This is a genomic window from Nonomuraea sp. NPDC049269 (assembly GCF_043197155.1).
In the GTDB taxonomy this organism is placed as follows: Bacteria; Actinomycetota; Actinomycetes; order Streptosporangiales; family Streptosporangiaceae; genus Nonomuraea.
Genome location: NZ_JBICSO010000002.1, coordinates 1,528,051 through 1,542,550 on the forward strand (window position 1 = coordinate 1,528,051; position 14,500 = coordinate 1,542,550).

General features: G+C 70.8%; 11 protein-coding genes. 6 read left to right on the forward strand and 5 right to left on the reverse strand.

The window, feature by feature from the left end:
• Position 1 precedes the first annotated feature (1 nt).
• Positions 2 to 904 carry a hypothetical protein gene (locus tag ACGFNP_RS17380; RefSeq protein WP_358330204.1) on the reverse strand — a complete coding sequence of 301 codons (903 nt, stop codon included), beginning with the start codon at positions 902 to 904 and terminating at the stop codon, positions 2 to 4.
• A gap of 221 nt (positions 905 to 1,125) precedes the next feature.
• Between ACGFNP_RS17380 and sucC the strand changes: the two genes are divergently transcribed.
• The 3 genes from sucC (at position 1,126) to ACGFNP_RS17395 (ending at position 5,106) form a co-directional block, all read left to right on the forward strand.
• Positions 1,126 to 2,307: an ADP-forming succinate--CoA ligase subunit beta gene (gene sucC, locus ACGFNP_RS17385; RefSeq protein ID WP_393319509.1), complete on the forward strand. Its 1,182-nt coding sequence runs from the start codon at positions 1,126 to 1,128 to the stop codon at positions 2,305 to 2,307.
• A gap of 3 nt (positions 2,308 to 2,310) precedes the next feature.
• Positions 2,311 to 3,186 (forward strand): succinate--CoA ligase subunit alpha, encoded by an 876-nt coding sequence (gene sucD, locus ACGFNP_RS17390; protein ID WP_214633327.1) that lies wholly within the window; start codon positions 2,311 to 2,313, stop codon positions 3,184 to 3,186.
• Between the two features lie 315 nt (positions 3,187 to 3,501).
• Positions 3,502 to 5,106, forward strand: a complete 1,605-nt coding sequence (locus ACGFNP_RS17395; protein ID WP_358330198.1) for a DUF6350 family protein — start codon at positions 3,502 to 3,504, stop codon at positions 5,104 to 5,106.
• Here the strand turns inward: ACGFNP_RS17395 and ACGFNP_RS17400 are convergent.
• On the reverse strand, positions 5,103 to 5,522 hold the full coding sequence (locus tag ACGFNP_RS17400) for a hypothetical protein (protein ID WP_358330195.1): 420 nt from the start codon (positions 5,520 to 5,522) through the stop codon (positions 5,103 to 5,105). The two genes, ACGFNP_RS17395 and ACGFNP_RS17400, sit on opposite strands and share 4 nt — an antisense overlap.
• 73 nt (positions 5,523 to 5,595) lie before the next feature.
• Between ACGFNP_RS17400 and purN the strand changes: the two genes are divergently transcribed.
• The 3 genes from purN to ACGFNP_RS17415 all read left to right on the forward strand — a co-directional run bounded on the left by purN (position 5,596) and on the right by ACGFNP_RS17415 (position 8,072).
• Positions 5,596 to 6,225 carry a phosphoribosylglycinamide formyltransferase gene (gene purN, locus ACGFNP_RS17405; RefSeq protein ID WP_358330192.1) on the forward strand — a complete coding sequence of 210 codons (630 nt, stop codon included), beginning with the start codon at positions 5,596 to 5,598 and terminating at the stop codon, positions 6,223 to 6,225.
• Entirely contained in the window at positions 6,222 to 7,763 is a 1,542-nt protein-coding gene (gene purH, locus ACGFNP_RS17410; protein WP_393319514.1) for a bifunctional phosphoribosylaminoimidazolecarboxamide formyltransferase/IMP cyclohydrolase, read from the forward strand. Before purN ends, purH begins: the two co-directional genes overlap by 4 nt.
• A 126-nt stretch (positions 7,764 to 7,889) precedes the next feature.
• A complete protein-coding gene (locus tag ACGFNP_RS17415) occupies positions 7,890 to 8,072 on the forward strand; it encodes a hypothetical protein (protein ID WP_358330186.1) in 183 nt (60 codons plus the stop codon).
• 20 nt (positions 8,073 to 8,092) lie between these two features.
• Here the strand turns inward: ACGFNP_RS17415 and ACGFNP_RS17420 are convergent, their stop codons facing one another.
• The 3 genes from ACGFNP_RS17420 to ACGFNP_RS17430 are packed head-to-tail and all read right to left on the reverse strand — an operon-like array spanning position 8,093 to position 14,492.
• Positions 8,093 to 9,082, reverse strand: coding sequence for an ROK family protein (locus ACGFNP_RS17420; RefSeq protein WP_358330183.1), 990 nt, complete (start codon positions 9,080 to 9,082; stop codon positions 8,093 to 8,095).
• Positions 9,082 to 10,119: a hypothetical protein gene (locus ACGFNP_RS17425; RefSeq protein ID WP_393319518.1), complete on the reverse strand. Its 1,038-nt coding sequence runs from the start codon at positions 10,117 to 10,119 to the stop codon at positions 9,082 to 9,084. The genes ACGFNP_RS17420 and ACGFNP_RS17425 overlap by 1 nt, the downstream gene beginning before the upstream one ends.
• Positions 10,116 to 14,492 (reverse strand): glycoside hydrolase family 38 C-terminal domain-containing protein, encoded by a 4,377-nt coding sequence (locus ACGFNP_RS17430; RefSeq protein WP_393319521.1) that lies wholly within the window; start codon positions 14,490 to 14,492, stop codon positions 10,116 to 10,118. The genes ACGFNP_RS17425 and ACGFNP_RS17430 overlap by 4 nt, the downstream gene beginning before the upstream one ends.
• Between the last annotated feature and the right edge of the window lie 8 nt (positions 14,493 to 14,500).

A 14,500-nucleotide genomic window follows, 5' to 3' on the forward strand; every position in this document is an offset into this window, starting at 1 on the left:
ACTATTCGGTGTTGCCCTCGTCATCGGGCGGAACGCTGACGTAGTTCCGGTCGATGGCGGCCGGCGGTTCTGGAGCCTTCTTCATCAGCTCCTTGAAGTCCACGACCTGGTCGGCGGGCGGCGCGGTCACGTTCACCGCGGTGCCCCACTCGGTGTATCGGCTTTCGGTCGAGGCGCTGAGGGTGACCTTCTTGGTGACCTTCATGGACCACGAGATGGCCAGTCGCTTGACCAGTTTCTGCGCGTCGAGTGTGAGCCGCCAGGAGATGACGGTTTTAGCCGGCTTACCCGTCGGCTTCGTGGCGATCTGCTCGCGGAACGTAGGCGACAGCTTGTACAGCTCGGCAAAAGTGACCGAACCGCGATACTGGGCGCCGCTCACCGTCTTGGTCTTCGACAGGAGGTATTTGAGCGTCGCCGGTTCGAAGACGTTGATGAGCTGGTCGCCGTAAGCGGCTGAGGACGGGCTGCCGTTCATGCCGATCCAGGTCTTGTTCTCCGGCAGGAGCGTGCTGTAAAGACCGCCGTTGACGTACACGTGCTTGCCGGCGCTGACCAGATAGATCCGCTCGGTGAGCAGGTCGACGGAGTCGGAGATGGAGGCGTCCTTCGCGGCCATCTTCTCCAGTCGCGCCCGCTCCTTCTGGGTGAGGATTGGAGTACGGGTGTTCTCGGCGCCCGCGATGCCCTTGGCGTCGAAGCCGATCACGCCCTGTCTGTCGGCTCGGGTGTAGGACTCACGGCCGACCGTGATACTGGTGTGCTCGGTGAGCTTGACTCCCTGCCCCGCGACGAACTGCTTCTTCAGCGCCGCCACCGGGTCCGCCGGTTTGGCCTGCGCGAACGCGGGGCCGGCCACGGCCAGCGCGGAAACTGCCACCGCGCCGGCGATCCATCGCCTCATAGATGTGGGTGCCCTTCTTCAGATGTCCCGAAATATCGTGCTGAAGTGAGATCACTGTCACATAACGGGATAACCGAGACCCGATGACCTGGTCAGGTCAAGCTTGGGGCTAGGCTTCACTGGCGGAAACGCCCGGCACGCACGCACGGGGTGGCCCGGGCCGTCGAACATTCAGTCGGACAAGCGTCGAACATCAGTCGGATAAGCAAGGACGGACCCTCGTGGACCTGTTCGAACATCAGGCGAAGGAGCTCTTCGCTGACTACGGCATTCCGGTGCCACGCGGCATCGTCGCCCACACCGTCGAGGAGGCACGGGCGGCGGCGGAGCAGCTGACCGGCCGCGTCGTCGTCAAGGCCCAGGTGAAGACCGGTGGCCGTGGCAAGGCCGGTGGCGTGAAGGTGGCCGATGACGCCGCCGATGCCGTTGAGAAGGCCAAGGCCATTCTGGGCATGGACATCAAGGGCCACACGGTCCACAAGGTGCTCGTGGAGGAGGCCAGCGCGATCGCGGAGGAGTACTACTTCTCCTTCCTGCTCGACCGCGCGAACCGTACATTCCTCGCGATCTGCTCCGCCGCCGGCGGCATGGACATCGAAGAGGTCGCGCACTCCGCGCCCGAAAAGGTGGCCAAGGTGCCGGTCTCCGCGCTGGACGGTATCGACCGCGCCAAGGCGCGTGAGATCGCGCTCGCGGGCGGGCTGCCCGAGGTGGCGCTCGACGGCGCCGCCGAGCTCATCGAGAAGCTCTGGTGCGCCTTCGTCGACGAGGACGCCACGCTGGTCGAGGTCAACCCGATGATCCTGTCGGCGGACGGCCAGGTGAAGGCGCTCGACGGCAAGGTCACGCTCGACGACAACGCCGTCTTCCGCCAGCCGGAGCACGAGGCGTACGCCGACAAGGCCGCCGAGGACCCCCTTGAGGCCAAGGCCAAGGAGAAGGACCTCAACTACGTCAAGCTCGACGGCGACGTGGGCATCATCGGCAACGGCGCGGGCCTGGTCATGTCGACGCTCGACGTGGTCGCCTACGCCGGCGAGGGGCTCCCCGGCAAGCCGTCGCCCGCCAACTTCCTCGACATCGGCGGCGGCGCCTCGGCCGAGGTCATGGCCGCGGGCCTGGAGATCATCCTCTCCGACCCGAGCGTGAAGTCGATCTTCGTGAACGTCTTCGGCGGCATCACCTCCTGCGACGCGGTGGCCAACGGCATCATCTCGGCCTTCAAGCTGCTGGAGAGCCGTGGCGAAGCGGTGACCCACCCGCTGGTGGTCCGGCTTGACGGCAACAACGCCCTACTCGGGCGGCAGATCCTGGCCGACGCCGCACTCCCGCGGGTCGAGCTGGTCGACACGATGGACGACGCGGCCAAGCGGGTCGCCGAGCTCGCTGCGGTAGGTGCGTAACTCATGGCTATCTGGCTGACCGAGAACAGCAAGATCATCGTTCAGGGCATGACCGGCGGTGAGGGCACCAAGCACACCCGCCGCATGCTGGCCTCCGGTGCCCGCGTGGTCGGTGGCGTCAACGCCCGCAAGGCGGGCACGACGCACGAGGGCCTGCCGGTGTTCGGCACGGTGAAGGAGGCCATGGAGCAGACGGGCGCCGACGTGTCGGTCGCCTTCGTGCCCCCGGCCTTCACCAAGGACGCCGTCAAGGAGGCCATCGACGCGGAGATCCCGCTCTGCGTGGTGATCACCGAGGGCGTGCCGGTCCACGACTCGACCGAGTTCTGGGCGTACGCGATCGCCAAGGGCAACAAGACCCGCATCATCGGCCCGAACTGCCCCGGCATCGCCTCGCCAGGCGCCTCCAACGCCGGCATCATCCCCGCCGACATCACCACGGCCGGCCGCATCGGCCTGGTGTCCAAGTCGGGCACGCTGACGTACCAGCTCATGTACGAGCTGCGCGACTTCGGCTTCTCGACCGCGGTGGGCATCGGCGGTGACCCGGTCATCGGCACCACGCACATCGACGCGCTCCAGGCCTTCCAGGAGGACCCGGGCACCGACGCGATCGTGATGATCGGTGAGATCGGCGGCGACGCCGAGGAGCGGGCCGCCGCCTACATCGAGCAGCACGTGACCAAGCCGGTGGTGGCTTACGTCGCGGGCTTCACCGCCCCGGAGGGCAAGACGATGGGCCACGCCGGTGCCATCGTCTCGGGCTCCGCCGGCACCGCTCAGGCGAAGAAGGAGGCCCTCGAAAAGGTGGGCGTCCGCGTCGGCAAGACCCCGTCCGAGACCGCGCGCCTCATGCGCGAGATCATGCAGTCGCGCTGACTTCCCGGCTTCAGCATCATCGCCCCGCCCGTTCGTGGCGGGGCGTTTTGCTGCCCGCACCCGCCTGATCCGCGCCCGTCTGATCCGCGTCACGGCCGGCGAATGACCACGCGGGTGGTCTCACCGTCTCGTAGCGGTGCCCGGCCCCGCATCACCGGAGGAGCGTATCCCTGGACGGAGCCCGGCCATGGTCGGCGGGTGGGGCCTGCCGTGCCTGCCGTGCCTGCCGTAAAAAAGCAAAACCCCCGAATTGGGAGAGGGCGCGCGGCGCGTCAACCAAGCGCGGGTTGGGAAACCTTGAGAAAATAACTACTTGTGACGGCGCTCCTCGAATCGGTCCTTGGCCGGCTGCCCGGTGTCTCGAGTGATGACGACGAGACGCGCCGGCCGCTACCCGTGTCCGGGATGCTCGCCGCCGCCATCACGCTCGGCGTCGGCCTGGCCGTCCTCACCACGCTGACCCTGGTCGGCTGGATCGCCGCGCCGCGCGGCGCGCTGGGCGCGGGGCTGCCGGGAGTGTTCCGTACGGCGGCGCAGGTCTGGCTGGCCGCGCACCACGCCGGGTTCGCGATCCCCGGCGGCAAGGTGGGGCTGCTGCCGCTCGGCCTGACGATCCTGCCCGCCGTGCTGCTCTACCGCGCCGGGCGATGGATGGCCCGCGACGCCGACCTGCGGCTGCGCCTGCCCGCGCGGCTGCCCAAGAACAGCCCGCGCGAGCAGGCCAACGCGCGCCGCCGGGCGCAGCTCGTGCTGGTCGCCCAGGCCGGAGTCTCGCTGGCCGCTCCCTACGCCCTGCTGGCCGGGCTCATCGCGCTCGTCGCCCGCAACGAGATCACGCAGCCGTTCATCGGCGAGGCGCTGATCAGCCACTTCGCGCTGGCGTTCCTGGCCGGGGCGCTGGCCACCGCACGGACGATCGGCCCGTGGCGGGCGATGCTGCGCCTGCTGCCCGAGCGGGTGCGCGCGCTGACCGTCGGCACGGCCGTCGCCATCACGGTGCTGCTCGTCGCCGGGCTCGCCCTCGTGCTGCTGGCCCTGATCATGAACTTCGGCCAGGTGCGCGAGCTGACGAACGTGCTCTCGCCCGGCTTCGTGGGCGGCCTGCTGCTCCTGCTGGTCCAGGCCCTCTACCTGCTCAACACCGTCATCTGGGCCGCCTCCTACATCGCCGGGCCCGGGTTCGCCGTCGGCGCCGGCACCCTGGTCGCGCCCACGGGCGTGCAGCTGGGCACGGTGCCGAGCCTGCCGCTGCTCGGCGCGCTGCCCGAGAGCGGTCCCGTGCCGGGCTGGACGATGGCGGTGATCGCGTTGCCGTTCGCCGCCGGGACCGTGGCGGGCATCGTGGTGGCCCGGATGGCGCCGTCGCCGTCGTACGAGGCCGCGCCGTTGTGGGGGTTCTTCACCGGGATCACCACCGGGCTGGTCGCCGCGCTGCTCGCCGCCCTGTCCGGCGGCCCCATCGGCGGCGGGCGGCTGGCCACGGTCGGACCGTCGCCATGGGAGGTGGCGCTGTCGGTGGGCCTGGAGGTGGGCGTCGCCGCCGGCATCTCCGCGGGGGTGGCCAACCTGCTGCTGCTGAACCGGAAGGCCCGTGCCCCGCTCGACAAGGCCGCCGTTCCGGTACGGAAGGCGGGCGCCGCGATCGCCAGGGCGGCGAGCAAGGTCGGCCTGGCCGAGGCCGACGCCCGGCCGCTGCCCGGTCACTGGATGGACGCCACCGAGGCCGACACCCAGGCCATCCCGGTCATCCGCGACGACTGGCAGGACGAGCACGCCTCGGCCGCGGCGGAGACGCTGGCCCAGGCCCTGCCCACGCTGACCGATCGGGATCGCCCACCGCGTAAGGACATCATCGACGAGTCCGACGACCGGGGCGGCCACGTCATCTACGTCGACCCGTACGCCTGGGACCGCGACTAGGGCTGCACCGCACCCAGGAGTTCGAGCACGTCGGGCGGGAGCTTCTTCTGGGCCGCGTCCCTGAACTGGGTGAAGCACTCGCCCTGCGACGAGACGGTGCCCGCGCCCTTCATGCACTCCTGGTAGGCGGAGTATTCGTCCATCAGGTAGAGCTGCATCCCTGTGGCCATGGCCGACAGCGCGAGCGCGATCGAGGAGACGACGATGCCGCCCACGGCCATGCCCAGTGGCTTTTCCGCGCTCTTCAGCTGCGGGAGCGCGCGAATGCCCGCCATCAGCGCGAACACTGCCATGACCAGCCCCGCCAGCGGCAGCATGAACGTCATGGCCAGCGCTGCGATGGCCAACCAGATCGCGCGGCGGCCCGCGGAATCCGCGGGCTGCTGACCCGCCGGTGCCTGCACCGGTGTCGACACCTGACCTCCTCTGCGTCGCCGGACGAAGAGCGGATACGCTTGCAGCCCCACCCTGTTTCTCATTGGAGTGCGTGTGTCAAAGGCTGGGCGGCTCGTCGTCCTCGTCTCCGGCTCTGGAACAAACCTACAGGCCCTGCTGGACGCTTCCGCCGACCCGGCTTACGGCGCCCGCGTGGTGGCCGTCGGCGCGGACAGGGACGACATCGAGGGATTGGCCAGGGCGTCGCGGGCTGACGTTCCTACTTTCGTTGAAAAGCTGGGTGATTACGAGAAGCGTACGGAATGGGATGTGGCGATCGCGGGCCGCATCGCCTCGTACGAGCCCGATCTGGTGGTGTCCGCGGGCTTCATGAAGATACTCGGCGCCCCGACGCTCGACGCGTTCCCGCTGCTCAACACCCATCCCGCGCTGCTGCCCGCGTTCCCGGGCGCGCACGGGGTGCGCGACGCGCTCGCCTACGGCGTCAAGGTGACGGGCTGCACGGTCATGCTGGCCGACTCCGGCGTCGACAGCGGGCCGATCGTCGCCCAGGAGGCCGTGGCCGTGCTGCCGGGTGACGACGAGGCGGTTCTGCACGAGCGCATCAAGACCGTCGAGCGCCGCCTGCTCGTCGAGATCGTCGGCCGGATGGTCCGCGAGGGCTGGACGGTCAGCGGACGGACCGTCCGCATCGGTAACCAACCAGAAGGGGAATCGAAGTGACTCGCATCGCCATCCGGCGCGCGCTGATCGCGGTGTACGACAAATCCGGGCTGGAGGAGCTGGCCAGGGCTCTCGACGGCGCGGGGGTGGAGATCGTGTCAACGGGCGGCACCGCCGCCGCCATCGCGTCCTACGGCATCCCCGTCACCAAGGTCGAGCAGTTGACCGGCTTCCCCGAGTGCCTCGACGGCCGGGTCAAGACGCTGCATCCGCGCGTGCACGCCGGGCTGCTGGCCGACCTGACCAAGCCCCACCACGTGGCCCAGCTCGACGAGCTGGAGATCGACCCGTTCCAGCTGGTGGTGGTCAACCTCTACCCGTTCGAGCAGACGGTGGCCTCCGGCGCGTCCGACGAGGAGTGCGTCGAGCAGATCGACATCGGCGGGCCCGCGATGATCCGCGGCGCCGCCAAGAACCACAGCACCTGCGCCGTCGTGGTCGACCCGCGTTTCTACGGTGACGTGCTGGGCGCGCTCGCCGAAGGCGGCTTCACGCTGACCGAACGGAAGCGGCTGGCGGGCATCGCCTACGCCCAGACGGCCTCCTACGACGTGGCCGTGGCGTCCTGGTTCGCCAACGCCTACCGGGTCGACGACGACTGGCCCTCGTTCATGGGCGTCACCTGGAAGCGCAAGTCCACCCTGCGCTACGGGGAGAACCCGCACCAGTCCGCCGCCCTCTACAGCGGCGGCCTCGACGGCCTGGCCAACGCCGAGCAGGTGCACGGCAAGGAGATGTCGTACAACAACTACCTCGACGCCGACGCCGCCTGGCGGGCGGCCTGGGACTTCGCCGACCCCTGCGTCGCGATCATCAAGCACCAGAACCCGTGCGGCATCGCCGTCGGTTCCGACGTCGCCGACGCGCACCGCAAGGCGCACGCGTGTGACCCGGTCTCGGCGTACGGGGGCGTCATCGCGGTCAACGGGGCCGTCACGGCCGAGTTGGCCGGGCAGATCGCCGAGGTGTTCACCGAGGTCGTCGTCGCGCCGTCGTACGATCCCGAGGCGCTGGCCGTGCTGACGCAGAAGAAGAACGTCCGCCTGCTGATCTGCCCCTCGGGCCCGGCCAACGTCGCCGAGTTCCGCCGGATCGACGGCGGGCTGCTCGTCCAGCAGACCGACCGGGTCAACGCGCCCGGTGACGCGCCGGAGAGCTGGCAGCTCAAGGCGGGCGAGCCGGTCTCGGACGCGATGCTGGCCGACCTGGCGTTCGCGTGGCGGGCCAGCCGCTCGGTCAAGTCCAACGCCATCCTGCTGGCGTCCGGCGGGGCGACCGTCGGCGTCGGCATGGGGCAGGTCAACCGGGTCGACTCGTGCCGGCTGGCGGTGGCCCGCGCCGGTGAGCGGGCCGCGGGGTCGGTGGCGGCGTCGGACGCCTTCTTCCCGTTCCCCGACGGGCTGGAGGTGCTGATCGAGGCGGGCGTCAAGGCCGTAGTGGAGCCCGGCGGGTCCGTACGCGACCAGCTCGTCATCGAGGCGGCGGAGGAGGCGGGCGTGGCGCTCTATTTCACCGGGACACGCCACTTCTTCCACTGATATCGGCTGATTCATCTGATTCGGCAAAGGTAAAAGGGCGGCACAAGGCCGCCCTTTTGCGCACAAGCATAGGTAATGTCCGGTTACGCTGTGGGCCTTGCCGGTCTTTCCACGGGAGTTTCCCTTATGGCGCTGCTCGACTCAGCTCTGTATGCCTTCGTGACCGTGAACGGGTTCGCCACCAGCCCGGTCGTGCTGGTCGTGCTCGCCTTCATCGGTGCCTACCTCGGCAGCCGCGTCGTGGAGGTCATCCCGTTCACCCGTCGCATCATCGAGCGCCGCGAGGCGCAGGCGGCCGAGCGCGAGTAACCCACTCGGCCGTCCGCACCTCAGACGACTGAACGGGAATGGTCCCAGGCCAGCTTGGCGGCTCCGGCGAGTGCGGCTCGTACGCCTAGGGTGGTCGGCTCCACCTCCACCGCCCTGACGAACGCCAGCCCGGCCACGTCGTCCAGCGCCCGCGCCAGCGGGTCGAACAGCACCGGCCCCGCCGCTGAGACACCGCCGCCGATGACCACCTTGGTGAGTTCGACCGCGGCCGCGGTGGAGGCGATCATGCCGGCGAGCGCCCTGGCACCCCGTTCGAACGCCGCCACTGCCACGGGATCCCCGGCCGCCGCGTCCCGCGCCAGCGTCCGCGCGTCAGCCGCCGTGTCCGGCGCCAGTGCCCGGGCGTCGGCCGTACCGTCTCGCGTATCAGTCGTACCGTCCCGTGCATTGGCTGGACCATGCGCGCCTGGGGTCCAGCCGTTGGCCAGGGCCCAGCGCGCCAGGTTCGGGCCGCTGGAGTAGCGCTCGACGCAGCCGCGCCCGCCGCACTCGCAGCGTTCGCCGTACGGGTCGATGGACATGTGACCGACATGTCCAGCATTTCCGTTGGGGCCGAGCAGCGGGACGCCGTCGATCACCAGCCCGCCGCCGATCCCGGTGGACACCACGATCCCGAGCAGCGCCGAACTCCCGCGCCCCGCGCCCAGCCAGTGCTCTCCCAGCGCCATGCACTGCGCGTCACCCGCCAGCATGGTCGGCAGCCCGGTCAGCTTGCGGACCTCGTCACGCAGCGGGAAGCCGCGCCAACTGGGCATGTTCACCGGGCTGACGGTCCCGGCGGCCAGGTCCAGCGGCCCGGCGCACCCGATCCCGACCGCCTCCGGCGCGGGCCCGCCCCCGGTCACCTCCTCGACCAGGGCCGCCAGAGCGACCATGACCTCCGCCCGCGGCGTGGGCCGGGTGGCGGAACGCAGCATGGAACCAGCCTCGTCCACCAGCGCGGCGGCGAGCTTGGTTCCCCCGATATCAATGGCAAGTACGAAAGTCATCAGTGTTTGTGGTGGTTGTCGGGCTGGCGGGGATCGCCAGGGTGTTCCAGTCCGGGCACGAGTTCGACCTTGGCGGCCCGCAGCTCGTCGAGCCACCGCGCGAACATCCGGCGCCGCGCGGCATCTCTCCGCGAGACCGTACCGGGGTTCGAGGGAGAGCCGGTCGGCGGGGTGGGTTCCGGGCGGGCCACCGCGACGTGCCAGCCCAGGGCGTCTTCGACCGGGCCCACGAGCATCCCGTACGGTCGGCGCGAGATGGCGTCCGCGATCGCCACGGGCAGGGAGCCCAGTGCCACCGCGCCCAGCGGTTCCAGGTCGTCGGCCGTGGCGGCGGCCGCGTCGGCGCGGTCGGCGAACACCCGATGGCGTACGTCATGCCGAGCCACACCCTGCGCGGGCACCGGCGACCGCCACTCCGGCGGCACCTCGACCGTGGCCGTCACATGCTCGAACAGCGCGCGTACCCACGGGCTGCCGTTGTAGGCGGCGGCATTGATCGACCCCAGCTCCACGGCGCCCAGCGGGTCGAGCGGCCGGGTCTCCACGGTGGTCTTCGGGTCGAGCAGCCGGGTCTCCACGGGGGTCAGCCCCCGGGCGGCGGCCTCGTCCTCGCAGAGCGCCTCGGTGAGGATCACCTGCGTCAGCCACCTGGCGAGCTGCCGGTCCTCGGAAGTCCCAGGGACAGGCAGTGCCGCGTTGAGCGGGCCGTCGCGCAGTTCGCGTACTCGCCGTTCCAGCGGCTCGCGGGAGATCGGCCGGCCGCCCACCCAGCCGATCACCGCTCCGACACCGGGCGCGGTAGCTGCCCCGGTCGCGGCGGGCCGTTCCCGCACCGGCCCGGCCGGCGGATCACCGTGCCGGTGTCCGCCCACGCTGGGCGACCCATCACGGTCATGGTGGTGTCCCGCCAGCGGTGCGTGGCCGTCATGGTGGTGTTCCGCCGGCGGCGTGTGGCCGTCGTGGTGGTGTCCGGCCGGGCTGGGCACCGCGTGGCCGTCGTGCCGGTGTCCGAACGGGTCGGTGAGCGTGTGGTTCATCGGGCGACCTCCAGGCGGACGGCGGGTGCGTACTGGCAGCGGCCGAACCACATGACCTTGGCCAGAGCCCAGGAGTGTCCGGCCGCCATGTCGTACGGCACCTCCACGGGGAACGACACGTCGACCGTCTCGCCCGGTGCCACGGTGAAGCCTTGGATGACCGTGGGCAGCAGTTCCCACGAGCCCCACGGCGCCGCGAGCTGGGACTCGCCGTGGATCTCGTCCGAGGTGGTGTTCGCCAGCCGTACCACGAGGGACGTGCGGTCGCCCGGGTGGAGGGAGAGCGAGTCCGTGAGGGTGATGACGGAGAGGCCGGTCGGACGGCCCTCGGTGGCCTGGGTGCCCTGGAACGCGTCGCTCATCTTCGGGACGGCGCCCTCGACGGGCAGTTCGGGCACCTCGCCCAGCGCGACGGTGGCCACGTCCTCCACCAGTTGATCGCCCACTTTGGTCCGGGCCGCGACGAAGTACAGGCCCTGGCCGGGGGCGGGTGTGACGGTGACGGGGAAGCGGAGGTGGCCGCCGGGTTCGAGGCGGAAGGCGCGCTGGGCGGGTGTGGCGCTCCAGCCGTCCGGGACGCGGAGGTCCACCACGCCCTCGTGCGGCGCGTCGACGAGGTGGGACGACACCACGACCTCCACCTCGACCGCCCCCTGCGCCGCCGCGATGAGACCGGGCGTGACGGCGATCGACACCGGGAGGTAGCCGAGGGGCGCGGGTCCCTTGTTGTGCAGCCAGTAGCGGCTGTAGACGGGTTGGGCCTGTTCGGCCGTGGCGCCCAGTTCGGGCTGGGCCTGTCCGGCGGTAGTGCTCAGCTCGGGCTGGGCCTGTCCGGCGGTGGTGCTCAGCTCGTGTTGGGCCTGCCCGGCGGTGGTGCTCAGCTCGTGTTGGGCCTGCCCGGCAGTGGTGCTCAGCTCGTGTTGGGCCTGCCCGGCAGTGGCGTCCAGGTCGGAGCGGTTGGGCCGTGGCGGGGTGGGGGCGAGATAGGTGGCGACCTCGGCCCCGGCCAGGTCGAGCGCGGTCACCGGATCACCGGGCCGTTCCAGCAGGTCGGCGTGGACGAGGCCGTCGAGGTCCAGCACCGGCGACTCGATCGTGGCCCGCGAGCCGAGCCCGGTCGACTCCACAAGCCGGATCGTGACACCACCAACGCCGCCACTAACGCCGCCAGCCCCGCCGTCGCCATCAGCCGTACCACCGGGGCCAACCTCAGCAGCGCCGGCCCCGCCACTGACGGACAGGCCGTGGGCGTGTGGGTTGCCGGTGGCCTTGAGGGTGCCGAGCAGGACGTCCCGGGCGGGCTCCACCCGCAGGAGGGAGTGGACCTGGGGCAACACGCCGTCAGCAGCAGGCGAGACCTCCCGCGCCAGCAGCGGCGTGATGAACTCCTGCCCCGCCGCCGGAAGCCGCAACGCCCGCCAGTCCCCGTCCCCGCCGGCCAGCGCGTACGAGAACTCATGCGTCCAGTGCTGCACCTGGAACCCGGCGCCATCAGGCCCGGTACGCCGAGGCGGATCCAACCAGACCCCCGACGGCCACCCGGTACACGACCGCATGAGCGACAGATGCAACGCCCCCGACGAATCCACCGCGAACCCCGGCAACCCATACGTGAGCAGCGCGACCGTCCGAGACTCCAGCACCTCCCCGCCGACCGGGCACACGGCGGAGATCACGGCATCCGCCAGATCCTCCACCAACTCCTCTACCGGCCCCGCGACGATGAGCGCGGGCAGCGCGCGCACGTCACGCAGGTCGGCGCTCGGCTGCCACACCTCGGCCAGCGGCCGCTCCGCCGGCACCCACACCAGCGGCGCCCCCGACTTGAGCGCGTCGAGGAAGGCCGGGTCGCTGCAGGACAGGAGTTCGGCGGCCAGCGGGTTCACGTCCGGGCCGCCCAGGATGATCCGGAAGTCCGGCAGGTTCGAGTCGACGTCCAGCCAGCCGTACCGGGATCCGGAGGCGGACGAGGTCGTGGCGGTCACGCCCGCGCGGGCCAGCGCCACCACCAGCGAACGGGCCCCGGGCGCGTCCTCCAGAGCGGGCACCACCACCTCGGCGACCCCCAGCGCCCGCGCGCCCGCCTCGCCCAGGTCCACCCTGGCTGTGGCGGACAGCCCGAACCAGGTGTTGGCCGGGTTGTCCAGCGTCCACGGGTGCTCGGCGACGTCGACGTCCGGCTGCGCGAACCCGCGCCCCACCACGGCGCCCGCCACATCGGAGACCGGCAGCGCGCCCGCCACCCGCGCGGGGAAGCGGACCCGCAGCAGCCGGTCGGCGCCCGTGTAGTCGAGCACGCGGGTGGTGAACTCGACCCGGTCCGAACCCGTCCACAGCGTGATGATCTGCTCGTAGGAGACCTCGCCCACCTGGCCGGTGATGGTCAGGCGCTCTCCGAGGGGACTCCGCACGGCCTGTACGGCCAGCGCGGCGGCCTCGCCGGAGCCGGTGGCGTGCCCGTTCGGCAGCAGATGCCACGGCCCCTCACCCATGTCAGGGTGGGTCGGATATTCGTCATACAGCCGCAGCTCGTTCCCGAGCCCCGACAGCAGCTCGCGGCCCGCCGCGCGGTCGAACACCGACTCCAGGCCGCCGCCCCGCGCCGGATCGGCGACGACGCGCCACCGCTCGTTCGAGATCGAGGTGGCCTCGGGCAGCGGCTGCCAGGTATCGGGCGTCCCCTCGACGATCCGGTACGTACGCCAGCCCATCGAGGGCACGTCCTCGGCCAGGAAGACCAGCGTGCCGTCCTCGTCGATGGCCGGGACCGAGTCGACCCGCTCGCCCGGCGCGAGCCGTACCCGCACCAGGCCGTCACGCGCGAACGGCAGCGTGTTGGTCACCACGACGCTGCGGCCGTCGAGCGAGATCTGGCCGACCAGCGCGTCCAGCGCGCGGTCGCGGGCGTCGGCGGCCAGGTCGTGCGCCTCGCGCCAGCCCGTCAGCAGGTCGATGTAGACCTGGTCGGACTCGGAGCCGGTGATCCCGTCGTGGTGCGCGCCGTACGCGAGCTGCCGCCACACCTTGTCCAGCGCGGTGTGCGGGTAGCCGCCCAGCCCCAGCAGCGACGCGAACGCCGACAGCCGCTCGGCGTCGAGCGCCGCCACCTCGGCCGCGCGCTGGGCCTGCTTGGTGTCGATGTACGAGACGTCCTTGCCGGTGTAGATGGGGTTCATGTCCCGGGTCTGCGGGCTGAACGCTGATATTTCCCCGCGCACCGCGTCGAGGAAGTCCCGTGGGGTGCCGCAGACGAACCGGGGCCAGACGTACCGGGTCGCCCAGGTTCGGTGGATGTCGGTCACCCACTTGTTCGGCGGGGTGTAGTCGGTGCCGACGGGCAGCAGGATGTTCCTGGTCGCGGCCACCGGCTTCAGCGACCGGTAGAGCTCGTACGTCGCCCGCGTCGCCTCCTCCAGCGACGGCGAGGAGTCCATCCACCAGCCCGCCGAGTAGTGGGCGGGCATGTAGTGCGTCAGCACGCCCCGCCCCGACGGCGAGATCCACTCGAACTCGCTCGGGAACTGCATCAGGGAGGCGTCGTTCTTGGCCTCCTTGAAGTTCTTGCTGATCGGTCCCCACTGGTGGAACGGCCCCCGGGCCCACGCGCTGCCGGTCAGCCCGGCCGCCGCCAGGTAGCCGGGGAACTGCGGGTCGTGCCCGAACACGTCGAGCTGCCAGGCGGTACGCGGATCGCCGCCGAGAATGTCGCGCTGGTAGCCGATGCCGTAGACGATGTTGCGGATCGTGCTCTCGGCACCGGTCAGGTTCGTGTTCGGCTCGTTGTACGTTCCGCCGAGGAGCTCCACCCGGCCCTCGGCGAGCAGCGCGCGCAGGTCGGCGCGGCGCTCGGGGTGGGTGTCGAAGAACGGCTTGAGATAGTCGACCTCGGCCAGCACGAACCGGTAGTCGGGATCACGCAGCGCCAGCTCGATATGCGCCTCGACCAGCGCGAACGCGTTGTGCTCCCACAGCGGCCTGGTCGTCGCGTCGACCGAGAGCAGCTCCCAGGGGCTGGTGTAGGCGGCCTGCGTGTTCCACCAGACCGGGTCGTAGTGGAAGTGCGACACCATGTACATCGTCCAGCCCGGCTCTTCGGCCGTGACCTCCACGTCGAGCGACGCGTCGCCGAGCGTGACTGTGCAGGGCACCACGGTCCCGTGCGGCACGGTGACGTCCAGCGGCACCTCGACGGTGACTTGGCCCACTCCCGACGGCACGCTCACCGGCGCCGCGCAGGACACCCCGGGTCCGCGGACGTCGAGCGGCGTCTCCTGCCCGCTCAGCTCCAGCGTGACCTTGAGCACCTGGTACGGCCGCTCCACCGAGCCGACGAACAGGTCAGTCGACTCCGCTGACAGCAAGTGAGCAGGCAAGACGACTC

Coding starts and splice junctions, on each gene's coding strand:
- ACGFNP_RS17380 (WP_358330204.1), bottom strand. CDS start 904: ATGAGGCGATGGATCGCCGGCGCGGTGGCAGTTTCCGCGCTGGCCGTG.
- ACGFNP_RS17420 (WP_358330183.1), bottom strand. CDS start 9,082: ATGACTTTCGTACTTGCCATTGATATCGGGGGAACCAAGCTCGCCGCC.
- sucD (WP_214633327.1), top strand. CDS start 2,311: ATGGCTATCTGGCTGACCGAGAACAGCAAGATCATCGTTCAGGGCATG.
- ACGFNP_RS17415 (WP_358330186.1), top strand. CDS start 7,890: ATGGCGCTGCTCGACTCAGCTCTGTATGCCTTCGTGACCGTGAACGGG.
- ACGFNP_RS17425 (WP_393319518.1), bottom strand. CDS start 10,119: ATGAACCACACGCTCACCGACCCGTTCGGACACCGGCACGACGGCCAC.